The 22,742-nt window shown below is 73.3% G+C and carries 23 protein-coding genes and 2 pseudogenes; 11 read left to right on the forward strand and 14 right to left on the reverse strand.

Going from position 1 to position 22,742, the window contains the following annotated elements; genetic code table 11:
* Positions 1-23: 23 nt before the first annotated feature.
* The 5 genes from tam to MOTC310_RS12305 form a co-directional block, all read right to left on the reverse strand.
* On the reverse strand, positions 24-806 hold the full coding sequence (gene tam / locus MOTC310_RS12285; RefSeq protein WP_331301962.1) for a trans-aconitate 2-methyltransferase: 783 nt from the start codon (positions 804-806) through the stop codon (positions 24-26).
* Between the two features lie 21 nt (positions 807-827).
* On the reverse strand, positions 828-1,529 hold the full coding sequence (locus tag MOTC310_RS12290; protein WP_331301963.1) for a haloacid dehalogenase type II: 702 nt from the start codon (positions 1,527-1,529) through the stop codon (positions 828-830).
* On the reverse strand, positions 1,526-2,590 hold the full coding sequence (gene trpS, locus MOTC310_RS12295; RefSeq protein ID WP_331301964.1) for a tryptophan--tRNA ligase: 1,065 nt from the start codon (positions 2,588-2,590) through the stop codon (positions 1,526-1,528). The genes MOTC310_RS12290 and trpS overlap by 4 nt, the downstream gene beginning before the upstream one ends.
* Positions 2,591-2,683: 93 nt before the next feature.
* A complete protein-coding gene (locus MOTC310_RS12300) occupies positions 2,684-3,445 on the reverse strand; it encodes an endonuclease III domain-containing protein (RefSeq protein WP_331301965.1) in 762 nt (253 codons plus the stop codon).
* A gap of 209 nt (positions 3,446-3,654) precedes the next feature.
* Entirely contained in the window at positions 3,655-4,410 is a 756-nt protein-coding gene (locus tag MOTC310_RS12305; RefSeq protein WP_331301966.1) for a GyrI-like domain-containing protein, read from the reverse strand.
* A gap of 196 nt (positions 4,411-4,606) precedes the next feature.
* On the opposite strand from MOTC310_RS12305, the gene dapF reads away from it, so the two are divergent.
* Both dapF and mtaB read left to right on the forward strand, forming a co-directional pair.
* The gene (gene dapF / locus MOTC310_RS12310) at positions 4,607-5,494 is read left to right on the forward strand and encodes a diaminopimelate epimerase (RefSeq protein ID WP_331294127.1); all 888 of its coding nucleotides are present in this window, start codon (positions 4,607-4,609) and stop codon (positions 5,492-5,494) included.
* Positions 5,494-6,686 (forward strand): annotated as a pseudogene (gene mtaB / locus MOTC310_RS12315) (tRNA (N(6)-L-threonylcarbamoyladenosine(37)-C(2))-methylthiotransferase MtaB). Before dapF ends, mtaB begins: the two are co-directional and overlap by 1 nt.
* Before the next feature lie 188 nt (positions 6,687-6,874).
* Here mtaB and MOTC310_RS12320 read toward each other — a convergent pair.
* Positions 6,875-7,549: an RluA family pseudouridine synthase gene (locus MOTC310_RS12320; protein ID WP_331301967.1), complete on the reverse strand. Its 675-nt coding sequence runs from the start codon at positions 7,547-7,549 to the stop codon at positions 6,875-6,877.
* A 56-nt stretch (positions 7,550-7,605) separates the two neighbouring features.
* On the opposite strand from MOTC310_RS12320, the gene ftsY reads away from it, so the two are divergent.
* Positions 7,606-8,970, forward strand: coding sequence for a signal recognition particle-docking protein FtsY (gene ftsY, locus MOTC310_RS12325; RefSeq protein ID WP_331301968.1), 1,365 nt, complete (start codon positions 7,606-7,608; stop codon positions 8,968-8,970).
* Positions 8,971-9,101: 131 nt separating this feature from the next.
* The gene (locus MOTC310_RS12330) at positions 9,102-9,716 is read left to right on the forward strand and encodes a septation protein A (RefSeq protein WP_331294124.1); all 615 of its coding nucleotides are present in this window, start codon (positions 9,102-9,104) and stop codon (positions 9,714-9,716) included.
* 24 nt (positions 9,717-9,740) lie between these two features.
* On the opposite strand, the gene MOTC310_RS12335 is transcribed toward MOTC310_RS12330, so the two are convergent.
* From MOTC310_RS12335 to MOTC310_RS12345, 3 genes are read right to left on the reverse strand one after another with little or no spacing between them, the layout of a single operon-like run.
* Entirely contained in the window at positions 9,741-10,355 is a 615-nt protein-coding gene (locus tag MOTC310_RS12335) for a DsbE family thiol:disulfide interchange protein (protein ID WP_331301969.1), read from the reverse strand.
* Positions 10,352-10,495, reverse strand: a complete 144-nt coding sequence (gene ccmD, locus MOTC310_RS12340) for a heme exporter protein CcmD (protein ID WP_331294122.1) — start codon at positions 10,493-10,495, stop codon at positions 10,352-10,354. The genes MOTC310_RS12335 and ccmD overlap by 4 nt, the downstream gene beginning before the upstream one ends.
* Before the next feature lie 10 nt (positions 10,496-10,505).
* Entirely contained in the window at positions 10,506-11,303 is a 798-nt protein-coding gene (locus MOTC310_RS12345) for a heme ABC transporter permease (RefSeq protein WP_331301970.1), read from the reverse strand.
* A 377-nt stretch (positions 11,304-11,680) separates the two neighbouring features.
* Between MOTC310_RS12345 and MOTC310_RS12350 the strand changes: the two genes are divergently transcribed.
* Together MOTC310_RS12350 and MOTC310_RS12355 are read left to right on the forward strand one after the other, a co-directional pair.
* A complete protein-coding gene (locus tag MOTC310_RS12350; RefSeq protein ID WP_331301971.1) occupies positions 11,681-12,355 on the forward strand; it encodes a trna delta -isopentenylpyrophosphate transferase in 675 nt (224 codons plus the stop codon).
* Positions 12,356-12,387: 32 nt separating this feature from the next.
* Positions 12,388-12,699: a hypothetical protein gene (locus tag MOTC310_RS12355; RefSeq protein ID WP_331301972.1), complete on the forward strand. Its 312-nt coding sequence runs from the start codon at positions 12,388-12,390 to the stop codon at positions 12,697-12,699.
* Between the two features lie 9 nt (positions 12,700-12,708).
* Here MOTC310_RS12355 and MOTC310_RS12360 read toward each other — a convergent pair.
* Positions 12,709-13,444: pseudogene (locus MOTC310_RS12360) on the reverse strand (tRNA1(Val) (adenine(37)-N6)-methyltransferase).
* Positions 13,441-13,665 (reverse strand): putative signal transducing protein, encoded by a 225-nt coding sequence (locus MOTC310_RS12365; protein WP_026604550.1) that lies wholly within the window; start codon positions 13,663-13,665, stop codon positions 13,441-13,443. The pseudogene MOTC310_RS12360 and the gene MOTC310_RS12365 overlap by 4 nt, the downstream one beginning before the upstream one ends.
* A 168-nt stretch (positions 13,666-13,833) precedes the next feature.
* On the opposite strand from MOTC310_RS12365, the gene MOTC310_RS12370 reads away from it, so the two are divergent.
* A complete protein-coding gene (locus MOTC310_RS12370) occupies positions 13,834-14,853 on the forward strand; it encodes a polyprenyl synthetase family protein (RefSeq protein WP_331294117.1) in 1,020 nt (339 codons plus the stop codon).
* A gap of 239 nt (positions 14,854-15,092) precedes the next feature.
* Here MOTC310_RS12370 and MOTC310_RS12375 read toward each other — a convergent pair whose 3' ends face one another.
* On the reverse strand, positions 15,093-15,521 hold the full coding sequence (locus tag MOTC310_RS12375) for a MarR family winged helix-turn-helix transcriptional regulator (protein ID WP_331301973.1): 429 nt from the start codon (positions 15,519-15,521) through the stop codon (positions 15,093-15,095).
* Between the two features lie 136 nt (positions 15,522-15,657).
* Between MOTC310_RS12375 and MOTC310_RS12380 the strand changes: the two genes are divergently transcribed.
* Both MOTC310_RS12380 and MOTC310_RS12385 read left to right on the forward strand, forming a co-directional pair.
* Positions 15,658-17,475, forward strand: a complete 1,818-nt coding sequence (locus MOTC310_RS12380) for a chloride channel protein (protein WP_331301974.1) — start codon at positions 15,658-15,660, stop codon at positions 17,473-17,475.
* A complete protein-coding gene (locus tag MOTC310_RS12385) occupies positions 17,472-17,951 on the forward strand; it encodes a hypothetical protein (RefSeq protein ID WP_331301975.1) in 480 nt (159 codons plus the stop codon). Before MOTC310_RS12380 ends, MOTC310_RS12385 begins: the two co-directional genes overlap by 4 nt.
* Positions 17,952-17,970: 19 nt before the next feature.
* Here the strand turns inward: MOTC310_RS12385 and MOTC310_RS12390 are convergent, their stop codons facing one another.
* The gene (locus tag MOTC310_RS12390) at positions 17,971-18,843 is read right to left on the reverse strand and encodes a 4-(cytidine 5'-diphospho)-2-C-methyl-D-erythritol kinase (RefSeq protein WP_331301976.1); all 873 of its coding nucleotides are present in this window, start codon (positions 18,841-18,843) and stop codon (positions 17,971-17,973) included.
* Positions 18,844-19,094: 251 nt separating this feature from the next.
* Here MOTC310_RS12390 and MOTC310_RS12395 point away from each other — a divergent pair, with 251 nt between their 5' ends.
* The gene (locus MOTC310_RS12395; RefSeq protein ID WP_331301977.1) at positions 19,095-20,237 is read left to right on the forward strand and encodes an aminotransferase class V-fold PLP-dependent enzyme; all 1,143 of its coding nucleotides are present in this window, start codon (positions 19,095-19,097) and stop codon (positions 20,235-20,237) included.
* Positions 20,238-20,368: 131 nt separating this feature from the next.
* Positions 20,369-21,706: an MATE family efflux transporter gene (locus MOTC310_RS12400; RefSeq protein WP_331301978.1), complete on the forward strand. Its 1,338-nt coding sequence runs from the start codon at positions 20,369-20,371 to the stop codon at positions 21,704-21,706.
* An 18-nt stretch (positions 21,707-21,724) separates the two neighbouring features.
* Here the strand turns inward: MOTC310_RS12400 and MOTC310_RS12405 are convergent, their stop codons facing one another.
* Positions 21,725-22,723, reverse strand: a complete 999-nt coding sequence (locus MOTC310_RS12405) for a lipid II:glycine glycyltransferase FemX (protein ID WP_331301979.1) — start codon at positions 22,721-22,723, stop codon at positions 21,725-21,727.
* Positions 22,724-22,742 lie beyond the last annotated feature (19 nt).

The raw sequence follows: 22,742 nt of genomic DNA on the forward strand, positions 1-22,742 counted from the left end.
GGGCCACCGCGCCGGCCTGCGCGCTACGCGGCCTTTCGGGCGACGATGAACACGCGCGGGAAGGCGAGCAGGCGCTGCCCGTCGCGCCGTGGCGGGTAGGCCGCGTCGATGGCGCGCGCGTAGGCGGCCAGGAAGCCGGCCTCCCGGTCGGCGTCGAGCGGGTCGAGGAACGGCCGCAGTCCGGTGGCGCGCACCCACTCCACGATGGCGGCGGCATCCGCCATCCGGTGGTGATAGGCGGTGCGCCAGACATCGACCGCGGCGGCCGACGGCGCCAGCAGGTCGTAGTAGGCCGCGGGCTCCAGCATTCGCCCGAGGCGGCCGGCCACGGCCGGGTCGCCGATCGCCGCCGCCCAGGGGCCGGAGGCCGCCACCTCGCGCATCAGGCGGTGCGTGGGCTCGGCGAGATTGTCGGGCATCTGCACGGCGAGCACCCCGCCCGGGGCGAGGAGACCGAAAAGCCGCGGCAGCAGGGTCGCGTGGTCCGGCAGCCATTGCAGCACGGCGTTGGCGTAGATCAGGTCCGGCGCGCGCTCCGGCGCCCAGGTCGCTGCGTCGGCCAGCGCGAAGGACAGGTCCGGCAGCCGGGCGCGGGCGCTCTCCAGCATGGCCGGCGAGGTGTCGAGCCCGATCACCTCGGCTTCGGGGAAGCGCGCCGCGATCAGCGCGGTGGAATTGCCCGGCCCGCAGCCGAGATCGACGGCCAGAAGCGGCGCGTCGAGGGGCACGCGGGCGAGGAGTTCGGCCGCCGGCCGCGTCCGCTCGTCCTCGAAGCGGGTGTACAGGGCGGGGTTCCAGTCGGCCATGTCACCCTCCGTGGACAGTCCTCAGCAGCCGAGCCGGTCGGCGAGATCCGTCAGGTCGCGCGCCGCGTAGGTGACTGGGACCGTCGGCGCGGTCTCGCCGCCGGCCGGGCCGTGCTCGTGCGGCCGGGCGATGTGGGCGGTGGCGAGCCCGTGGCTCGCGGCCGCCGCGAGGTCGTTCGAGTGGGCGGCGACCATCATGGTCTCTTCGGCCGCGAAGCCGAAGGCCGCGACGGCGTCGCGGTAGAGCGCCGGCTTCGGCTTGTAGTCGCGGGAGTAGCCGCCACCGAGGACGGCGTCGAAGATCAGGCCGTTGCGGCGGGCGAGGTCGACCATCAGCCGGACATGCCCGTTGGAGTTCGGCGCCAGGAGGTGCTTCTGGCGCAGCCGCCGCAGGGCGTCCGGCACCTCGGGCCACGCGTCGAGCCGGTGCCAGGCCTGGACCAGCTCCTTCTGGACGTCCGCGGTCACGTTCGAGATGCCGAACTGCGCCAGCACGTCGGGCAACGACTCGGCCTGGAGCGTGTCGAGGTCGACGTAGGGCCTGGCGCCGGAGCGCACCGTCTCCATCGACGGGTTGTAGCGGGCGCGCCACGCATCCGCGAAGGCGCCGGCATCGAGGTTCGGCGCGACGCGCGCGAGCAGCCGCGCCGCCTCGCGCGCGACGCCGGAGCGCCAGTCGACCAGCGTCCCGAAGACGTCGAAGACCAGCGCCCGGACGGTCACCGCACCGCCTGCAGGCTCGGACCGCGCCGGACGAAGCCGACGATGTCCTTGACCGCGTCCAGCGTCTGCGCCGCGATCGTCTCGGCCCGGGCGCCGCCGTCGGCCAGCACGGCGTCGATGTGGCCCGGATCGGCGGTGAGGCGGCGCATCTCGCCGGCGATCGGCGCGAGGCTCGTCACCGCGAGATCGGCGAGCGCCGGCTTGAAGGTCGAGAACTGCGCCCCGCCGAAGTCGCGCAGCACGTCCTCGCGGGTGATCCCGGCGAGCGCCGCGTAGATCCCCACGAGGTTGTCGGCCTCGGGCCGCTCCTTCAGGCCCGCCACCTCGGAGGGGAGGGGCTCCGGATCGGTCTTCGCCCGGCGGATCTTCTGGGCGATGGCGTCCGCGTCGTCGGTGAGGTTGATGCGGGCGTTGTCGGACGGGTCCGACTTCGACATCTTCTTGGTACCGTCGCGCAGCGACATGACCCGGGCGGCGGGGCCGCCGATCAGCGGCTCGGTGATCGGGAAGAACGCGTCGCCGTGGCCGTGCGCCGCGATGGAGCCGGCGAAGTCAGTGTTGAACTTCTGGGCGATGTCCCGGGTCAGCTCCAGGTGCTGCTTCTGGTCCTCGCCGACCGGCACGTGCGTGGCCCGGTAGGCCAGGATGTCGGCCGCCATCAGCACGGGATAGTCGTAGAGGCCGATCGAGGCGTTCTCCCGGTCCTTGCCGGCCTTCTCCTTGAACTGGGTCATGCGGTTCAGCCAGCCGAGGCGGGCGACGCAGTTGAACACCCAGGCGAGCTCGGCGTGCTGCGGCACCTGGCTCTGGTTGAACACGATCGAGCGCTTGGGATCGATGCCGGCGGCGAGGAACGCGGCCGTGACCTCGCGGATCTGGCCGCGCAGGGCCTCCGGGTCCTGCCAGACGGTGATCGCGTGCAGGTCGACCACGCAGTACAGGCACTGCGCGTCGCGGTCCTGCATCTCCACGAAGCGCTTCACGGCCCCGAGATAGTTGCCGAGGTGCAGGTTGCCGGTGGGCTGGACGCCCGAGAAGACCAATTCGGTGAACGCGGCCATCGGCGCCGATCCTGAGCAAGATAAGACCGGGGCTCCGCGCCGTCCGGGCGCGCGGTTACTCGCACCCGTAGGCCGGAACGGTCAAGGACGCGCTCACGGCTCCCGCGTCGGCAGCTTCGCGCTCGGGCAGAGGTCGACCAGAACGCAGCGCCCGCAGGCCGGACGGTGATGGTGGCAGACCTTCTGACCGTGCAGCATCAGGATCTCGTGATTGTCGTAGAGATCCTGCGCGCTCCAGTCGGCGGGGAGCTGCGCCCGCAGGATCGGGTGCGACGGGCCGACATCGACCCGCTTGCCGATCAGCCCGAGGCGCTGGGCGACCCGGTGATGGTGGCTGTCGACCGGCAGGGCCGGCATCCGCAGGGTGGAGAAGGACAGGACCGCCGCGCTGGTCTTCGGCCCGATGCCCGGGATCGCCTGCAGCCACGCCCGCGCCGCCTCGACCTCCATGTCGGCCAGGAAGGCGAGGTCGAGGGTGCCGCACCGGTCGCGCAGGGCGCGGAGCACGTCGCGGATGCGCGGCGCCTTCAGCTCCGGCCAGGTCACGCCCGCGATGGCGGCCTCGATCTCCGGCACGTCCGCGTCGATCACCGCCTCCCAGTCCGGAAAGCGCGCTCGCAGGGCCTTGAAGGCCCGGCCGGATTCGGCGTTGCGGGTCCGGTGCGACAGGAGCGAGGAGACGAGCTCGCTGACCGGATCGAGGCTGTGGAAGTACGGGATCGGGCAGCCGTAGACCGGGCAGAGCCGGGCATGGACGGCGAGCGCCTTCTCGGCGAGGGTCGGATCCGTGACGGCGGGGGCCGCCTTGCGGCGGGGGTGCGGGACGGTCTCGGTTCTGAGGTCGGCGGCGGGCATGTCGGGCGAATCCGCGAGCCGGCGCCCCTGTTCCTGCCGGGGCGGGGCAGCGGCGATCTGTCCGCCGCGTCGGGTTCCCGCGCTTCTGGCGGACGGCACGGCTGGCGACGCGCGGCCTGGCCTCTCTCCCGTGCGGGAGAGGGGACCCGCGCTCGATCCCGGCGCGGTCGTAGCGGTGGAGTGGGACGCCGCGGGCCCGCGCCGGCCGGCTACTTCACCAGCGCGTAGATGTTCACGTCGAGGTTGTCGTCGGTGCTGTCCTTGAGGTCGGTGGCGTACTCCTCGACGAACCGGTCCTGCACGACGATGTCCTTGGCGTCGAGGTAGGCGGTCAGCGTCTCGTAGGTGCTGTCGATCGACTCGTAGGAGCCCTTGTGGGCGAAGCGCAGCGCCTTGCCGGAGGGCGTCGTGCCGAAGCGCAGGCCGTCGGTCTCGGCCGGTGCCGGGCTCGGCGCCGCCGCGACCGGTATCATCGCCTCGAACTCGAAGCCGTCATCGTCGGTCCGGGTGAAGACCGCCAGCGGCCGGCCGGCCGGCGCGACGCCGAGCTTGGCGAGGTCGGCCTCGATCCGCGCGAAGGCCTGCTTCAGGTTCGGCACCGCCTCCTCCCACTTGGTCTTGCCGGACAGGATCGCGGCGGGCTTGGCGGGCAGCGTGACCTCGTCGACGTCGCCGGGCTCTCCGGCCTTCTCGAGGAGTGTCGGCCGCGCCGGCGTTCCCACCGCCGACTGGCCCGCGGGCGGTGGCGCCACCGATTGCTCGGGCGCCGGGGCCGGGCTCTTGCCCGGGTCGGGCACCGGGTTCGGCGCCGTCGTCGTCGGCAGGGGATTGGTCTGGGCCGGCGCGGGCGCCGTGGATGGCGGGGGGGCGGGCTGCTGCTGCGCGGCGATCGGCCCGCCGGACGCGAGCACGAGGGCAGCCGAGAGGGCAGCCGAGAGGGCGACGAGCGGACGAAGGCGGATCACGGGGGCGCTCCGGTCGAGGCCAGCGGATGATCGCGCGGGCTCCCGGAGCATAACCTAATGGCGAACGCGACGGCCCGCGAGACCGCCGCGGACGAGAGCTGCGGGTGCGGCGCATCTGCCACGCTGCGCGTTCCTCTCGCGCTCGGGGGCCGCTTTTGCCATATAGCCCGCCACTTCCCTCACCCTGCGGGACCGCATGAGCGCACTCGCCCACAGACGCTTCCTGAAGATGCACGGCGCCGGCAACGCGATCGTGGTGCTTGACCTGCGCGGTTCCTCCCTGACGGTGAAGCCCGAGGAGGCGCGGGCGATCGCGCGGGATCCGGGCTCGAGCTTCGACCAGCTGATGGTGCTGCACGATCCCGTGAGCCGGGGCACCGACGCGTTCATGCGGATCTACAACACCGACGGCTCGGAATCGGGCGCCTGCGGCAACGGCACGCGCTGCGTCGCCTACGCGATGTTCGACGATCCGGCCATGGCCCGTCCGGCCGAGGGCGGCCGGCTGACCCTGGAGACGGCGGCCGGTCTTCTCGGCGTGCGCCGCGTCTCCGAGCGCGCCTTCACGGTCGATATGGGCCGGCCCCGGCTCGCCTGGGACGAGATTCCCCTTTCGGAGCCGTTCCCCGACACCCGCCGGATCGAGCTGCAGATCGGCCCGATCGACGATCCGATCCTGCACTCGCCGGGCGCCGTGAACATGGGCAACCCGCACGCGGTGTTCTTCGTGGAGCAGGATCCCGACGGCTTCGACCTCGCCCGGATCGGCCCGATGCTGGAGAACCACCCGCTCTTCCCGGAGCGCGCCAACATCTCGGTGGCGCAGGTGACGGGCCGCGAGACGATCAAGCTCCGCGTCTGGGAGCGGGGGGCCGGGCTGACGCTCGCCTGCGGCACCGCGGCCTGCGCCACCGTGGTGGCCGCCTCGCGCCTGCGGATGATCGGCCGGCAGGCCAGCGTCGCGCTGCCCGGCGGGGAACTGTTCGTCGAGTGGCGCGCCGACGACCACGTTCTGATGACCGGCCCGGTCGCGCTCGTCGCCGAGGGGACGCTGGCGCCGGAGCTGTTCGACAGCGCGGCCTGATGGCGGTCGAGACCCTCACCTTCGGCTGCCGCCTCAACACCGTCGAGTCCGAGGCGCTGCGGGCCCACGCGGCGGCGGACGGGCGCGACCGGGTGGTGGTGAACACCTGCGCGGTGACCGCCGAGGCCGGGCGGCAGGCCCGCAAGGCGATCCGGCGCATCGCCCGCGAGCGGCCCGGCGCCGAGATCGTCGTCACCGGCTGCGGCGCCGAGGTCGAGACCGAGGCCTACGCGGCCATGCCGGAGGTCGCGCGCCTCGTCGGCAACGCCGAGAAGCTGCGGCCGGAGGGCTGGTCGGCGGCCGCGACGGGGCCGGGCGCCGTCATGGCGGCGCGCGCGGCCGAGCCGACGCGGGTCGAGGCGGTCGCCGGGCACACCCGCGCCTTCGTGCCCGTGCAGAACGGCTGCGACCACCGCTGCACCTTCTGCGTGATCCCGTTCGGGCGGGGCGTCTCGCGCTCGGTGCCGCCCTCCGACGTGATCGCGCAGATCGAGACCATCGTGGCGCATGGCGGGCGCGAGGTGGTCCTCACCGGTGTCGACCTCACGGCGTATGGCCGGGATCTCGCGGGACCATCCCTGTCCCTGGGCGGCCTCGCGCGGGCGATCCTCCGGGCGGTGCCCGACCTCGCGCGCCTGCGCCTGTCCTCCATCGACTCCGTCGAGGCCGACGACGCCCTGCTCGCGGCGATCGCCGAGGAGGCGCGGCTCATGCCGCACCTGCACCTGTCGCTGCAAGCCGGCGACGACCTGATCCTCAAGCGCATGAAGCGGCGGCACCTGCGCGCGGACGCGATCCGCTTCTGCGAGACCGTGCGGCGGCTGCGGCCCGACATCGTGTTCGGCGCCGACCTGATCGCGGGCTTCCCGACGGAGACGGAGGCGCAGTTCGCCCGCTCCCTCGATCTCGTGGCGGCGTGCGGCCTGACGCATCTCCACGTCTTCCCCTATTCGCCGCGCCCCGGGACGCCCGCCGCGCGCATGCCGCCGGTGGCGCCCGAGGCGATCCCGACGCCCTGCGCCGGCATCTCGACGCCCAGGTCGGGCGCCGGCTCACGGTGCTGGCGGAGCGCGGCGGCGTCGGGCGGAGCGCGGATTTCACCGCGGTGCGCCTGCCGGGCGCGGCCGAGGCGGGGACGTTCCACGACGTCGCCATCGCGGGCCACGACGGTGCGCGGCTGATCGGGGTTTAGCGCTACCGGATCCCGTCGAGACAGAGCCCGCGTGGCCGACCGTGACGCGGGTCCCCGCTCCCGCACGGGAGCGGGGGCGCGGCGCGCTCTGCCGCTGCCGGTCTTCTCCACCGGACGTGTGCGAACCTCGTCGCCTGTCCGCGGCATCGAGGCGGGCGCCGTCGCTCCGCGCTGGATGGCGCCGCGGCTCACGCTGGCATCGCGGCGACGGCCTCGGCGATGTGCGGCGGCGGCGGTGCCGTCACGGTGATCGCCTCCCGCTTCGGGTAGAGCGGGATCGACAAGGTCCGGGCGTGGAGGTGCAGGGCGCTCCCGCGGGGCGCCCCACCGTAGACCGCGTCGCCCAGGATCGGCCAGCCGGAGGCGGCGCAGTGGACCCGGAGCTGGTGGGTCCGGCCGGTGACCGGCTTCAGCTCCAGCCAGGTCCGGCCCCCGGCGCGGCCCAGCACTCGCCAGTGCGTGAGCGACGGGTCGCCCGCTGGGTCGGCCTTCATCCACCAGGAGCGCGGGTCGTCCGAGCGGCGGGCCAGCGGCAGGTCGATGCGGCCGTCCTCCTCGGCGGGTCCGCCCGCCACGATGGCCCAGTAGGTCTTGTCGACGGCGCTGCCGGAGAACAGCTTGCCGAGACGCACCAGCGCCTTGGCGTGGCGACCGAGCGCGAGGCAGCCGGAGGTGTCGCGGTCGAGCCGGTGCGCGGCCTCGGGGCGGCGGGGCAGGCCGAACCGCAGGGCGTCGAGGTGGTCGGTGAGCGTCTCGCCGCCGCGGGGCCCCGGATGGACCGGCAAACCGGCCGGCTTGTCGATGACGAGCAGCAGGGCATCGCGGTAGAGGAGGCGCGCGCCTATGTCGAAGGCGTTGGACATCCGGATCGGCTAGAGGGTCGGTGTCGGCGGGGCAAGGTGGGCGAGGACGCGATTTCATGGCGAGCGAGGAGAAGCCCGGCTGGTTCGGACGCCTGTTCGGGCGCAAAGGCCAGCCCGCGCCCGAGGACAGAGTCGAGGATCAGCCCGAGGACAAGCCCGAGGCCGAACTGCCGCCGGAGGCGGCCTCGCCCTCCGAGGGGGAGCCCGACTTCGCCACCGCCGCGGAGGACGTGGCGCACGTCCCGCTGCCGCCGGAGGAGACCGGCGAGCCGGTCCCGGACGTGGTCGAGGGGGCTGATCTGCTGCCCGTGGAGGGCGAGCCGGAGCGTCCGCCTTCCGGCACCGCCGGCGACGATCCCGCGCACGGCGCCGACCCGGTCGATACGGGTGACGCGAACCGCGAGCCGGTTGTCGAGCCGATGCCCGACATCCAGCCCCTCGACAGCGCCGCGGCCCTCGCCCACGACGCGGGCGCCGGGCCCGATCGCGAGCCGGAGGCCAAGGGCTGGTGGAGCCGCCTGACCTCCGGGATGAAGCGGACCTCGTCGGCCCTGTCCGACCGCGTCACCGGCCTGTTCACCAAGCGCAAGCTCGACGCCACCACCCTGGAGGACCTCGAGGACGCGCTGATCCAGGCCGATTTCGGCCTGGAGACCGCGGTGCGGGTCTCGGAAGCCGTCGGCAAGGGCCGCTACGAGAAGGGCATCTCGCCCGACGAGGTTCGGGCGATCCTGGCCGCGGAGGTCGAGCGGGCGCTGGAGCCCGTGGCGGTGCCGCTGACGATCGATGCCGCCAGGAAGCCGTACGTGATCCTCACCGTCGGGGTGAACGGCGCCGGCAAGACCACGACGCTCGGCAAGCTCGCCTCGAAGCTGCGCGCGGAGGGCCGCACCGTGATGCTGGCGGCCGGCGACACCTTCCGGGCGGCGGCGATCGACCAGCTCAAGGTCTGGGGGGCGCGCACCGGCACGCCGGTGGTGAGCGGCGCGCAGGGGGCGGACGCGGCGGGCCTCGCCTTCGACGCCCTCAAGCAGGCGGCCGCCGCCGGCACCGACGTGCTGCTGATCGACACCGCCGGCCGTCTCCAGAACAAGGCCGGCCTGATGGCCGAGCTGGAGAAGATCGTCCGCGTGCTGCGCAAGCAGGATCCGGAGGCGCCGCACGCCACGCTCCTCGTCCTCGACGCCACCGTGGGCCAGAACGCGCTCAGCCAAGTGGAGCTGTTCTCGCAGGCCGCGCCGGTCTCGGGGCTGGTGATGACCAAGCTCGACGGCACCGCCCGGGGCGGCATCCTGGTTGCGCTGGCGGCGAAGTTCGGCCTGCCGGTCCACTTCATCGGCGTCGGCGAGGGCGTGGAGGATCTGGAGCCCTTCGCGGCCCGCGACTTCGCCCGGGCGATCGCCGGGCTGGAGAAGGATTAGGACGCGGGCGCCCGCCGATCCTCGGTGCGCGATGTCATGGACATCGCGCGCTCGGCGTTCCACACACCCCGGCGAATCCCGTCCGACGCTTCCACCCGACCGTGAGCGCCGCAGCCGAGCCGACCGAGCGTATGCAGATCGAATCCGTCCCCCCGCACCGCCACCTGCCGCCGCTCGTCAAGCTGGCGCTGGAACTCGGGCCGCTGGTGCTGTTCTTCCTCGGCAACGCGTATTCGGAGAAATTCGGGGTCGCGCCGGACCAGAAGCTGTTCGTGGCCACGGGCCTGTTCATCGCGGCGACCGTGGCGGCCCTGGCGGTCCACTACGTGATGGTGCGGCGCCTGCCGATCATGCCGCTCGTGTCCGGCGTGGTGGTGGTGGTTTTCGGCGGCCTGACCCTGGCGCTGCAGGACAAGACCTTCATCATGGTCAAGCCGACCATCGTGAACGCCCTGTTCGGCACCGTGCTGCTCGGCGGCCTCCTCTTCGGACGCTCGCTGCTGTCGGTGGTGCTCGACTCGATGTTCAGCCTCACCGAGGAGGGCTGGCGCAAGCTCACCTTCCGCTGGGGCGTGTTCTTCTTCGTGCTGGCGGCCCTGAACGAGATTGTGTGGCGGACCCAGACGGAGGATTTCTGGGTGAACTTCAAGGTGTTCGGTATCATGCCGATCACCGTCCTGTTCGCCCTCGCGCAGACGCCGCTGCTGACCCGCTACGAGCGCAAGAGCCCGCAGCCGGAGGCGTAGCCGCCGCGGCCGGAGGCGTGGCGGCTACTGCGCCGCCGCGACCTTGCCGGCGGCGCGGATGCGGGCGAGCACGCTCGCGAAATTCTCCGGCGTGAGGATGCCGACCAGCTTGTCGCGGATCACGCCGTCGGGCCCGATGATGAAGGTCTCGGGCACGCCGTAGACGCCGAAATCGATCGCCGCCCGGCCGCCGGCATCGGCCCCCACGGCGCTGAACGGCACGCCGTGCCGGGTCAGGAAGCGCTGGCCGGCCTCGGGGCTCGGCTCCTTGTAGTCGATGCCGACGAGCCGGATTCCGGGCTCCTTCGCCAGCCGCATCAGCATCGGGTGCTCGACCTGGCAGGGCGCGCACCACGACGCGAAGACGTTGAGCACCGTGATCTGGCCCTTGAGGTCCGCGCTCGACAGGCCGGGCACCGGCGCGCCGTCGGCGGTCAGCCCCGGCACGGCGGGCAGGTCGAAGCTCGGGACCGGCTTGCCGATCATCGCGGACGGCAGGGCCGCCGGATCGACGCCGGAGCGCAGACGCAGGAACAGCGCGGCGGCGAGAACCGCGAAGGCGAGCGCCGGGAGGATCAGCAGCAGCGAGCGGCGGACCGGCGGCGCCCGGCCGGCGTCGTCGTCGAGAGGTTCGGTCATCGCCGGTCCTCGCCGAAGCCCCTGAGGGCGCGCCGCTGCGCCCGGCGGTCGCGCAGGGCGTTGCCCACGAGGGCGACCATCACCGCCGCCGTGAACGCGTAGGCGGCCAGGATGAAGCCGCCGTGAGACCCGAGATCCATCGCGGCCCTCCTAGACCGGCTGCCCGACCGGCATCGCGGCCGGTGTCGGGGTGATGCGCGGCTGGGCGCGGTCGAGGCGCTCGGCCTCGCGGATCGTCAGCGTCCGCACTCGGCGGCGCATGATCTCGGTGCGCATCGCGTAGAGATGCAGCGTCGCGCCGCCGAGAGTCGCGGCGCCGATCATGACCAGCAGCGGGTAGAGCATCGAGGGATCGATGGTCGAGCCGCCCATGCGCAGGATCGAGGCCGGCTGATGCAGGGTCGACCACCAGTTCACCGAGAACTTGATGATCGGCAGGTTCACGGCGCCGACCAGCGTCAGGATCGCCACGGCGCGCGCGGCGCGGTTCGGATCCTCCAGGGTCCGCCACAGGGCGATGATGCCGCAGTAGATCAGCAGCAGGATCAGCATGGAGGTCAGGCGCGCGTCCCAGACCCAGTAGGTGCCCCACATCGGCTTGCCCCAGAGGGAGCCGGTCACGAGGCAGATCAGCGTGAAGGCGGCCCCGATCGGCGCGGCCGCCCGCTGGGCGACGTCGGCCAGCGGGTGGCGCCAGACCAGGGTGCCGATCGCCGACAGGCTCATCGCGCCGTAGAAGAACACGCCGAGCCACGCCGCCGGGACGTGGATGTACATGATCCGCACGGTCTCGCCCTGCTGGTAGTCGGGCGGCACCACGAAGAAGGTCTGGTACAGGCCGACGGCCAGGACGCCGAGGGACAGGATCGTCAGCCACGGCACGAGCGCTCCCGACCACCGCATGAAGTGGCTGGGATTGGACAGGCGGGTCCAGAGGGAAGGCGTCATCGCGGCAGCTGTCTCGGACATCGTCAGGGCGGTCTAGCCTAGGGTGCGGTGCAGCAACAATGCGGGCCGGCGGCGCAGCCTGCGCGGTCGCCGGAATGTGCTCGCGCGCCGGGACCGTCACGGATGTATCGACGGGGTTGCCTTCTTGTCGGGGCGATCGCGCCGAGAAGCGTCTGGGCGTGTTCGGCTCTCGGGCCGTGACCTCGCGCGAGCCGCGCGGGGACGATGACGCATGCAAGAGGCCGCAGGTTTTCGCGCCCGAACCTTGCGCATCGCGGGCGGATTGCGCATATAGATGTGAACAAAAAGAGAACGAAAGAGCGTCCGCGATAAAACCTGTGGACGACGCGACCTCATCCTGACGGAACGAGCGCCCCATGCGAACCGCCGACAAGCAGATCGCCGACATCCTCGTCCGCTACGGCGAGCCCTTCGGGGGCAACGTCTGGCGCGTCCAGGGGACCGCCGTCATCTACCACAAGACCCTGGAGCGCATCGCCGCGCAGGCCGGTATCGTCTTCGAGCCGCCGACCGTCATCCGGGCCGAGCGCGACGAGGCCGTGATCCTGGTCACCGGCCGGCTACCCGGCGCGAAGCCCGGGACCGAGCGGGTCGAGTGGTCCATGGGCGAGGCGCTGGTCAACGTGAACTACCGCGTCTCGGGCAAGCAGGCGGCCTACGTCTACGCCATGGCCGAGAAGCGTGGGAAGGACCGCGTCATCCTCAAGCTCATCGAGCTGCACGGCCTCGTCTACTCGGAGGAGGAGGCCGACGAGTTCCGCGCTCACCAAGTCCCGGTCCGGGCCGTCGACGAGGATTTCGAGGAGGCGCCCGCCTTCGACGAGGTCACCGAGGCCGAGGGCGACCTCAAGCGCCGCATCGACGAGGCCGGGACGATCAACGCGGTCACCGACCTGATGCTCGACGGCGCCACCCAGGCCGTCCTGGCGACGATGCCACCCGGCACCCGCGACGAGGTGCGCGATTACGCCAAGGCCCGCCTCGTGGCGCTCGGCTGGCCGAAGCGCGCCGGACGCCGCAGCGCCGCCTGATCCCGCTTCCACACCCACCGAAGGAGACCGCCATGCATCGCGCGACGAGCCGCCGCACCATGAAGGCCCGCCGGGAGTCCCAGCACGGCTGGAGCATCGAGACGCTGTCCTACAGCCCGACGCGGATCGTGCGCCTCGGCGCCGAGAAGGTGGCGATCCTGTTCCCCCCGGCCGAGCCCGGCGCGGCCTGGCAGCTCTACCCGCATCCCGACACGTTCCCGGGCCTCAACTTCGACGGGCTGCCCGAGCCGCTGCGCCCGGAATTCCTCGCCTTCCCGGACCTTCCGGAGGTCGAGCGGTTCCTCGGCATCCGCGACGCCGAGCCCGCCGCCCTCGCGGCGTGACTTCGGCCTTCAGGGCGCCGGCCAGGGCGCACCGCGATGGAGCGCCTCGGCCTCGTCGGTGAAGGTGCCGCCGGCGCCGTGCAGGACGAGGGGCGGCAGCAGGCTCGGTAGAGCGCGGCTGCCGCGGGTCGCCGCGATCAGCACGCGGATCGCGGGCGCGTCGCCGCGGGGATGGACCGGGCGGATCACCAGCTTGCCGTAGCGGCCCCGGAGGGCGTCGAGGCAGGCCGGGAGGGCGTCCGCCCGGTGGATGAGGCCGAGCTGGCCGCCGGGTCGCAGGATCGCCGTGCAGGTCCGGATCCAGGTGTCGAGATCGCCGCCCGCGAAGGTGTGGGCGGCGGCGCGGCCCGGATGCGGCGAGGCGCGGTGGCCGCCGGCGGCGAAGAACGGCGGGTTGGTGAGCACCACGTCGAAACTGTCCGGCAGCAGGCCGGCGGCGCGGCGTTCCGCCGCGGGCGCGAGCACGTCGGCGACCAAGACTCGCGCGTCGATGCCATTGAGGGCCGCGTTGGCGCGGGCCTGCCCGGCGAGCACCGGGTCGCGCTCGACCAGGGTCGGCCGGAGGCCCGGCACCAGGGCCGCGCAGGCGAGGCCGACGGCACCCGTCCCGGCGCCGACGTCGCAGAGNCAGTCGGGCGAGCAGCACCGCGTCGGTCCCGGCGCGGTGCGCCCCCCGCGGCGGCTGGTGCAGGCGCAGGCGGCCGCCGAGGAAGGGATCGGCGCCGCTGTCGGCCTCGGCCGTCACGGCTGGCGCAGCTCGTGGGCGATGCCGGCATCGGTCAGCAGGCGGCGGGCCTGGGCCTCGTGGTCGCGCGGCACGAGGAGGCGCTGGCCGAAGACGCCGATCGAACCCTCCATCAGGCTCATGTGGCTGTCGGCCACGAGGACCGGGATCTCGGCCGCCTCGAGGACCGACCGGGCGAACCCGATCAGCACGACGTCGTTGGCCCGGATCAGCTCGATCATCGCGGGTTCGCTCCGAAACGGGCAGGGATCGGCGGTTTCGTCGCGTGAGATCCGCGCTGGCGACACCCCATATCCGGCCGGCGACGATGTTGCGGCGCCGCGGGGCGCGTGCGAAGGGATCGCCCGCCCCCTGAGGGGCGACCGGTCTGGAGGTCACGGATCTTGGGTATGGCCCTCTCCATCGAGAATCCGAAGCCCGAGGCGGAGGCGGGGCTCAACGACCTCGTCGCGCTGGTGGCCGACGGCATGGCGCGGGTCAACACCACGATCCTGTCGCGGACGGGATCGGACGTGGCGATGATCCCCGAGGTCGCCAACCACCTGATCGCCTCCGGCGGCAAGCGGCTGCGCCCGATCCTGACCCTGGCCTGCGCCCAGCTCTGCGGCTACGCGGGCGCCACCGACGGCGACGTGAAGCTCGCCGCCAGCGTCGAGTTCATGCACACCGCGACGCTGCTCCACGACGACGTGGTCGACGAGAGCGATATGCGGCGCGGCCGCGTCGCCGCCCGGATCAAGTGGGGCAACGAGGCCTCCGTGCTGGTCGGCGACTTCCTGCTCGGCCAGGCCTTCCGGATGATGGTCGAGGTCGGCTCGCTGCGGGCGCTCGACATCCTCTCGGCCGCCGCCACGGTGATCGCCGAGGGCGAGGTGATGCAGCTCACCAACGCCAAGAACCTGGAGACCGACGAGGCCGCCTACCTGGCGGTGATCCGCGGCAAGACCGCCGAGCTGTTCGCCGCCGCCTGCGAGGTCGGGCCGGTGCTCGCCGGGCGGCCCGAGGCCGAGCAGGCGGCCGCCCGGTCCTACGGGATGAATCTCGGCGTCGCCTTCCAGCTGATCGACGACGTGCTCGATTACGGCGGCACCTCGGCCGAGCTCGGCAAGAACGTCGGCGACGATTTCCGCGAGGGCAAGATCACCCTGCCGATCGTGCTGGCCTATCGCCGGGCCAGCGAGGGCGAGCGCGGCTTCTGGCGGCGCACCCTGCAGCAGGGCGAGATCGGCGAGACCGACCTGGAGACCGCCCTCGACCTCCTGCAGCGCCACGGCGCCCTGGAGGAGACCGTGGCCCGCGCCCACCATTACGGCGCCGAGGCCCGGGCCGCCCTCGACATCTTCCCGGACGGGCCCGTCAAGGCAGCGCTGCTCGGGGCCGTGGAGTTCTGCGTGGCGCGGGCGCGCTGAAGGCGGGGCCCCGCGGCGACCGCGTCGACAACCACTGTTACCCGCCCGCGGACCGGCCGCTGGCGTCGGGCGCCGCGCCGAGCCGGGCCGTGACGCCCACGGCCTGTCCTGCAGCGCGGGTGAGGCGGCCGTCGTGACGAACCGGGCCGGCCACGCCCCGTCGCCGGCGGGACGTTGCATCGTCAACATGCCGCCGCGGCTGGATCCAGCGACCGGGCTGTCGCGGGCCCGCTTCGGCCTCAACGCGTGGCAGGTCCCAGCGCTTCGGCGAGGGCGGGGGCGAGGTCGCGCAACTCCGCGAGATGCGCTTCCGTCAGGGTGCGCAGAAGGGCCTCGGCGCGCGGCGTGAGCGACAATTCACTCCGCCGCCTGTCCTCGACGGCGCGCGTCTTGGTCAGCAGGCCGGCCTCCACCATGCGGGACACCAGCTCGGCCGCGCTGTGGGGGGCGATCAGCAACTGCTCGGCCAGGAGGCCGACCGTGGCCGGCGCGCGCCCGGCATGCCCCGCCAGCGTCAGCAGGGCCTGATGCTGCTGCGGCGGCAGCCCCGCCCGGGCCGCCGCGGCCTCGCTGAACGCCAGGAAGCGGCGGAGACGGAATCGGAAATCCGCGAGCGCCGCGTACTGCTCCTGCGACAGCGCCGCCGTCCCGGGGGCATCGGCCTCCATGATCGCCTCCGTAGTGTCTCTCTCTCGCCGCCGATGCTGCCTCGTATCGACAGTCCGGTCCCAGCTGCAACGGCCGAGCCGTTGTGAAATATGTCGTATTACGACATATAAGCGGCCGAGAGGAAAGGAGGCTCTGATGATCGGCGGGACTGAGAGGGGGGACGGGGGTGGCAGGCCGTTGCGTCGGGCGCTGGGAGATTTCAGCGCGGACCGGCGGGTCCTGACGCTGGCTGGCATGGCGATCGTCACCGGGACTGCCGCGAGCGGCACCGCCTGGATCCTGCTCACGCTGATCGGCCTCGTGACCAACCTGGTGTGGTACGGCCGCCTGGACACCGCCCTGACCTCCCTGGCCGGCGCGGCGGCGGGGCCCTGGATGGTGGCGGTCCCGGTCATCGGGGCGCTGATCGTCGGCGCTATGGCGCGCTACGGTTCGGAGAAGATCCGCGGCCACGGGATCCCGGAGGCGATGGAGGCGATCCTGATCGGCGGCAGCCGGATGTCGCCCAAGGTCGCCGTGCTCAAGCCGCTCTCCTCGGCGGTGGCGATCGGCACCGGCGGCCCGTTCGGCGCCGAGGGGCCGATCATCGTGACGGGCGGCGCCGTCGGCTCGCTCTTCGCCCAGTTCTTCCATCTCAGCGCGGCCGAGCGGAAGACCCTGCTGGTGGCGGGCGCGGCGGCGGGCATGACCGCCATCTTCGGGACGCCCGTGGCGGCCGTGCTGCTCGCCGTCGAGGTGCTGCTGTTCGAGTGGCGGCCGCGGAGCCTCGTCCCGGTGACGGTCGGGGCGGTGACGGCGGCCTGCTGGCGGCCGGCCCTGTTCGGCGCCGGCCCGCTCTTTCCCTTCGCCGACAACCCGGCGCTGCCCTGGTGGGGGCTGCCTGCCTGCGCGCTGCTCGGCGTCGCCTGCGGCCTGATCTCGGGCGCGCTGACCCGGGCGCTCTACGCCCTGGAGGACGGTTTCGGCCGGCTTCCCGTCCATTGGATGTGGTGGCCCGCCCTCGGCGCTGTCGTGGTCGGCCTGGGCGGCCTCGTGGAGCCGCGGGCGCTGGGCGTCGGCTACGACGTCATCCACGACCTGCTCTCCGGCCACATGCTGGCGAGCGCCGTCGTGCTGATCCTGGTGGTGAAGGCGGTGATCTGGCTCGCCGCCCTGTCGTCGGGCACGTCGGGGGGCGTGCTGGCACCGCTTCTGATCATCGGCGGCGCCGTCGGCTGGCTGATCGGCCTCCTCCTGCCGGGCGTCCACGGCTTCTGGGCGCTGATCGGCATGGCGGCGATGCTCGGCGGGACGCTGCCGGCGCCGCTCACCGGCGTCGTCTTCGCCGTCGAGGTGACGGGCGACGTGGCCGCGCTCGCGCCGCTGCTCGCCGCCACCGTGGCAGCCTACGCGGTCACCGTACTCCTCCTCAAGCGCTCGATCCTGACCGAGAAGATCGCCCGGCGTGGGCAGCACGTCACCCGGGAATACGGGATCGATCCCTACGATCTGGCCCGGGTCGGGGCGGTGATGACCCGCACGGTCGAGACCCTGGGCGCGGACCTGCCTCTGACCGAGGCTCTCGCGGCGATCGAGACCGGCGCCCACCACGCCTACCCGGTGGTCGACGGTGCGGACCGGCCCGTGGGCCTCGTCTCGCGCAACGACGCCCTGCGCTGGACCCTGGAGGAGCGCGACGGCGAGGTGGAGGAGGGGACGCTGGGCGAGCGCGTCTCGGACGCCGACCTCGCGGTCGTCCATCCGGGCGACGTGGTCTCGCACGCCCTCGACGTGATGCTGTCGGCCGGGCAGGGACGCCTGCCGGTCACCGATCCGCGCACCGGCGGCCTCGTCGGGCTTCTGACCCGCAAGGACCTGCTTCAGGTGCACGCCACCGTGGTGCGGGCCGAAGCCGAGCGCCGCGCGTTCTACCGGAAGGGGCGGGGTGAGCGCCGCGCACGGATGGAGGCATGACCATGGACCTGCACCGTCCCGGCCGGGCCACCCGCCTCGATCGGCTCGAGCCGGGCAGCTGCTACCTGATCGCCGGCCGCGACGGTCCGGATCTCGCCCTCGTCGTCCTGCGCGCGGGACGTCGGGAGGCCCTGCTGCTGAACCGCCGTCATGCCGGCGACGGCCACCTGCAGCTCGTGTCCGAGATCGCCCCGGAAGCCGAGGTTCTGGCACTGCGGGGCGCCGTCCTGGCGCCCAGCGGCAACCTCGCGGATATCGCCTTCGGCCGCGCCGCCGCTCCGGCCGCGCTCCACCTCGGCGACGGCAACTCGTACCTGCGCGGACGCGACGGGGACGGTCGGCTCGCGACCTTCGACGTCGGGAGCGGTCGAGCCAGCGCGATCGATCCCGACGACCTGCCGCGGACGAGCCGCTGGCGCGTGATGGTGCCTGAGGGACGCGGTGTCGTGACGGTCTACGAGGCGGAGCCCGGCTGAACGCCGCCCGCCATCCGGGTCAGCGCAGGAAGGTCGGCGCCACCCACCATCCGGGATGGGCCGCGCGCAGGGCCGCGGCGGCCTGGACGGCCGCGCGGCGGTCGGCGAACAGCGCGAACACGGTCGCGCCGGAGCCCGACATCCGCGCGAGCCGGCAGCTTTGGCCGCGGAGGGCCGCCAGCGCGTCGCCGATCACCGGCGCCACGGTCAGGGCCGGCGCCTCCAGATCGTTGCGGGCTCCGGCCAGGGCCTGAAGCAGCGAGCCGGTCGCCACGCCCTGCGGGATCGCGGGATGCGCTGCGCCCGCGAGATCCTGGCCGACGGCGAGTCCGAGCGCCTTGAAGACCGGGGCGGTGGGCACCGGAACGCCGGGATTGATCAGCACCGCGGGCAGCGGTGCGAGTCCCAGGGCCGGGTCGATCTCCTCGCCGGCACCCCGCATCATCCGGGCCCGCGGGTCGAGGCAGACCGGCACGTCGGCGCCGGTCTCCCGCGCCACCGCGACCACGGCCTCGTGGTCGTGAGGCAGCCCGTTGAGGCGCGCCAGCAGGCGCAGGGCCGCGGCGGCGTCGGAGGAGCCGCCGCCGATTCCCGCCGCGACCGGCAGGCGCTTCACCAGGTGGAAGGCGCCCGCGCGCAAGCCCGGCACACGCGCGGCCAGCCCTCGGGCCGCCCGGAGGACGAGGTTGTCGTCGGTCGGGCCCGCGGGGCCGGCGGTGGGGCCGCTGACGGTCAGGCCCAGCGGGGCAGCGGGATCCAGCGTCAGGCGGTCGGCGGTCCCCGCGAAGGCGACGAGGCTCTCGAGCACGTGGTAGCCGTCACCGACGCGGCGGCCGAGGACGTGGAGCGTCAGGTTGACCTTGGCGGGGGCGCGATCGGCGAGCAGGGTCACGGGGTCTCGGTCGGGTCGTGGCAACGTGTCCCGAGGCTCTACAACCTCGCGGCCCGGAACAACAGCTCAGCTGCCGGCCGCGCCGAGCGCCCCGTGCGCCCGGTAGGGCAGGGCGTCGCCCGGACGGGCCGCGCCCGGAGATCCTCCGCGCGGACCCGGCCGCTCGCGTGAGCGACGGGCACCGTCCCGATCCCGCACGGAAACGGGAGCCGTGGTCCTGGCGGATCCGATCCTCTAGGCTCCCGCGCATCATGGCGTTCCCCGAATCCGTCGCCGCGCCGCTTTCGTGCCAGCGCCATCTCTTCGAGATGCCCGCCGACGTCTGCTACCTCGATGCCGCCGCGTGGTCGCCGCTGCCGCGCGTCGTGCGCGAAGCGGGCGAGGCGGGGATCCTGGTCAAGAGCCGTCCCTGGGAGCATCCCCGCACCGCAATCCCGCCCTGGGCCGAACGGGCGCGCCGGGCGGCCGCCCGGCTGATCGGATCCGCCGCGGACGAGATCGCGATCGTCGGCGCGATCAGCCACGCCATGGCGGTGGCCGCCCGCAACCTGACCCTCGCGCCGGGCGGGCGCCTGCTCCGCGTGGCCGACGAGTTCCCGTCCCTGCGCTTCGCCTTCGACCGGTTGGCCGAGCGGCAGGGGCTCGTGGTCGAGGAGGTCCCGCGCCCCCCGGACGGGAACTGGACCGAGGCGGTCGCGGCCGCGCTCGCGCGGCCGGGGGCCGCGCCGCTCGCCCTCGCCACCCTGACCCCGCTCCACTGGACCGACGGCGGCCTGATCGACCTCGACCGGCTCGCCCCACTGGTCCACGCCGCCGGCGCGGCCCTGGTGATCGACGCCACGCAGGCGGTCGGCGCCGCGCCCGTCGACGTCGCGCGCTGGCGCCCCGACTTCCTCGCCTTCCCGACCTACAAATGGGCGCTCGGTCCCTACGGTCTCGCCTTCCTCTACGCCGCGCCGCACCGGCTGGACGGGGCGCCCCTCGAGGAGAATGTCGGCAACCGGCCGCCGGCCGCCGGCGCGCGCCGCTACGACCGCGGCGAACTCTACGATCCGGTCGCGCTGTTCATGGCCGTGACCGGGCTCGAGCAGATCGGCGAGTGGGGCGTGCCGGCCGTCTCCGCTCGGCTGCGCGGGCTGACGGACCGCTTGGCGGACGGGGTCGCCGGACTCGGCCTGGCGCCGATGCCGTCGTCCCTGCGAGCCCCCCACATCCTCGGTCTGCGGCCGCGCGCGGGCTTGCCGGACGATCTCGTCGATCGCCTGCAACGCGACCGGGTCTACGTCAGCGCGCGCTCCGGCGCGCTGCGCATCAGCCCGCATGTCTGGGCTGACGAGGACGACATCGCGCGCTGCCTTGCCGCACTGTCCAGGGCCTGTCGCGGGATCACCTGAGACGGTCAGGAAACGGACCGTTCGGCATAAGCGCCGCACGAGAGGGAGGCGGATGCTGCGCCGCCGGCCGGTTCCCGGCGACGGCGCCGGGGCATGAAAAGCGCGCCCACACGGAGACCGTCCGGACCCACATGCCCGATTCGATGCCGCGTCCCGGCGATTGGCTCCGGATCCCGGGCGCCGGCCGCCTCCGTCTGCCCGGGCCGGTGCGCGCCGTTCTCTCGGGGCGGTTCGCGGTGATCCTGTCGGGCGAGCTGACCCAGAGCCTGTTTCACTTCCTCCTCAACATCCTGCTGGTGCGCGCGCTCGGCGCCCACGATTACGGCCTGTTCGCCATCGTCTTCGCGGTCGGCGCGGTCGGGATCACCTACATCCGGGCCCTGGTCGCGGTGCCGGCGACGATCCACGTCGCCCGGAGCCTGGGGCGACCGGCGGCACTCGGCTACGACGTGATGTTCGGGTCGGGCGCGGTGCTGGTCTCCGGCCTCATGGCGACCGGCGTCGGCATCGTCCTGATCCCGGTCATCGGCCGCGGCGCCCTCGCGGCCGGGGCCTTCGTGGGTCTCTACGCCTTCCGCAGCTACCTGCGGATCGTGCTCCTCGCCCGCGGCCGGCCCCGGATCGCCGGCCTGAGCGATCTGGTCTACGCCGCCTGCGGCGGTATCCTCGTCGCGCGCTGGCTGAACGGGGAGGGCACGGCCCTGCTCGATCGAGCCTTCGCGGCGATCGCGCTCGCGCACGCGGTCGCGATCGCCGTGGCCTACGCGGCCCTGCGCGAGCGGGTCCGCTTCTCCCTGCACGCGCGGGCGCGGGCCCGCTACCGGGCGATCTGGCGGACCCTGGCCTGGTCGCTCGCCGGCGTCACCAGCCTGACCGTGCAGGGGCAGGGGCTGACCCTGCTGCTGGCGCTCCTGGCCGGCCCCGCCGCCTACGCGCCGATCGCCGCCACGATCGTGCTCTACGCGCCGCTGCGCATCCCGGCGAGCGCGCTGCTGAACATGATCCTGCCGGAGATCAGCCGGCTGCTCGCGGCCGGGCAGGTCGACGCCGCCCGCCGGCTCGTCATCCGCAACGGGATCCTGCTCGGCGGCGCCTGTCTCGCCTACGGAGCCGTGATGGCGGCCGCCCTGCCGCTGATCGAGGACATCCTGTTCAAGGGACGGTTCGCCGAGCAGCCGATGGGCTGGATCGGGCTCGGCGTCTGGGCGGTGGTGACCGTGTCGCTCCTCTACGCGATCCCGCGCGCCTACCTCGAGGCCTCGGCGGCGTTCCGGACGATCACGGCGGGTGCGGTGGCGAGCGCCGCCCTCGGCATGGCCGTGATGGTGCCGGCGCTGCTGCTGCTGCCTCCCGCGACCGCGCTCCTCGGCCTGCTGGCCTCGGAGATCGCCACCCTGGTCTGGTCGGTCTCGGCCTTTCGGACGCTGGCGCGGCATCCGGGACCGGCGCGGCCCGTCGGCGCCCTGTGACGGAGCCGGTCGCGCCGCTCAGCGCAGCGAGAGCAGGACGGGTGCCAGTTTCCGCAGCGCGGGCGTCCTGCTGTAGACCCAGAGCGGGTTGTGCTGGACCACGTTGGTGCACAGGCCGCGCTTGAAATCGAAGACGGGGCGGTTCGCCGCCGGATCGATCCCGCCGAAATCGAAGACCCGGCAGCCTTCCGCCTTCGCCCGCTCCACGAAGCGCCAGACCGCGAGGGTCGCGGCGCCCGTCGCGCGGGCCCGCTCGTTCGAGGCGGTGTAGAAATCCGTGCAGCGGGTATCCGACAGGTGCGCGATGCGCACCAGGACGCGCTGCCCCTTCTCGCGGACGTCGAGGAAGAGCAGGTGCTCGTCCCCGGCCGCGATGTCGCGATAGGCCTGCGGCTGCAGCGTCGTGGCGAAGCCCTTGCGCTCGCGCAGGGCCGCGAACATCGCGGTGAAATCGTCGAAGGCCGCGAGGCGCTCGGCTCTGTCCTCGAGGAAATGCGTCGTCACGTCGGCGTTGCGCTCGGCCTTGCGCAGGGCCTTGCGCCAGCGCGGCTCCATGCCGGCCTGGATGGCGTCGAGTTCCTGGGTCAGGTCGAGTTCCAGGGTGTGGTCGTGCGCGCCGATCACCGGGGCGAACCCGTGCAGCAGCAGCGCCAGCGTCGCGTCGCGGCTCTCGAACTGCTCGTAGTCGACGGCGAGGATGTCGAACCGGCCGAGCGCGAGATGGTCGATGAAGGCGGCGAACACCGCCTCCGCGCGGTGCGCGCCCGCCTCGGTCAGCAGCGGGCCGCCCTGGACATGGATGAACCGCGCCGGCCCCTTGCGGCGCGTCTGCCACTGGATGAAGGCGAGGTCCGCACCGTCGCCGGTCACGACCGCGCGCCGCACCTCCAGGCCGCGCCGCGCCTTGTAGGCGCCCCAGGGGCTGCCGCAGTAGATGCTCGCGCCCGGGCAAGCCCAGACCCGCCGGTCCCAGTCCAGCGCATCCGCGGTCTCCTGAACCGCGAGCTTGGCCGCCATGTCGCTCCTCGTCCTGCCC

Source organism: Methylobacterium oryzae (assembly GCF_036441375.1).
Taxonomy (GTDB): Bacteria; Pseudomonadota; Alphaproteobacteria; order Rhizobiales; family Beijerinckiaceae; genus Methylobacterium; species Methylobacterium oryzae_A.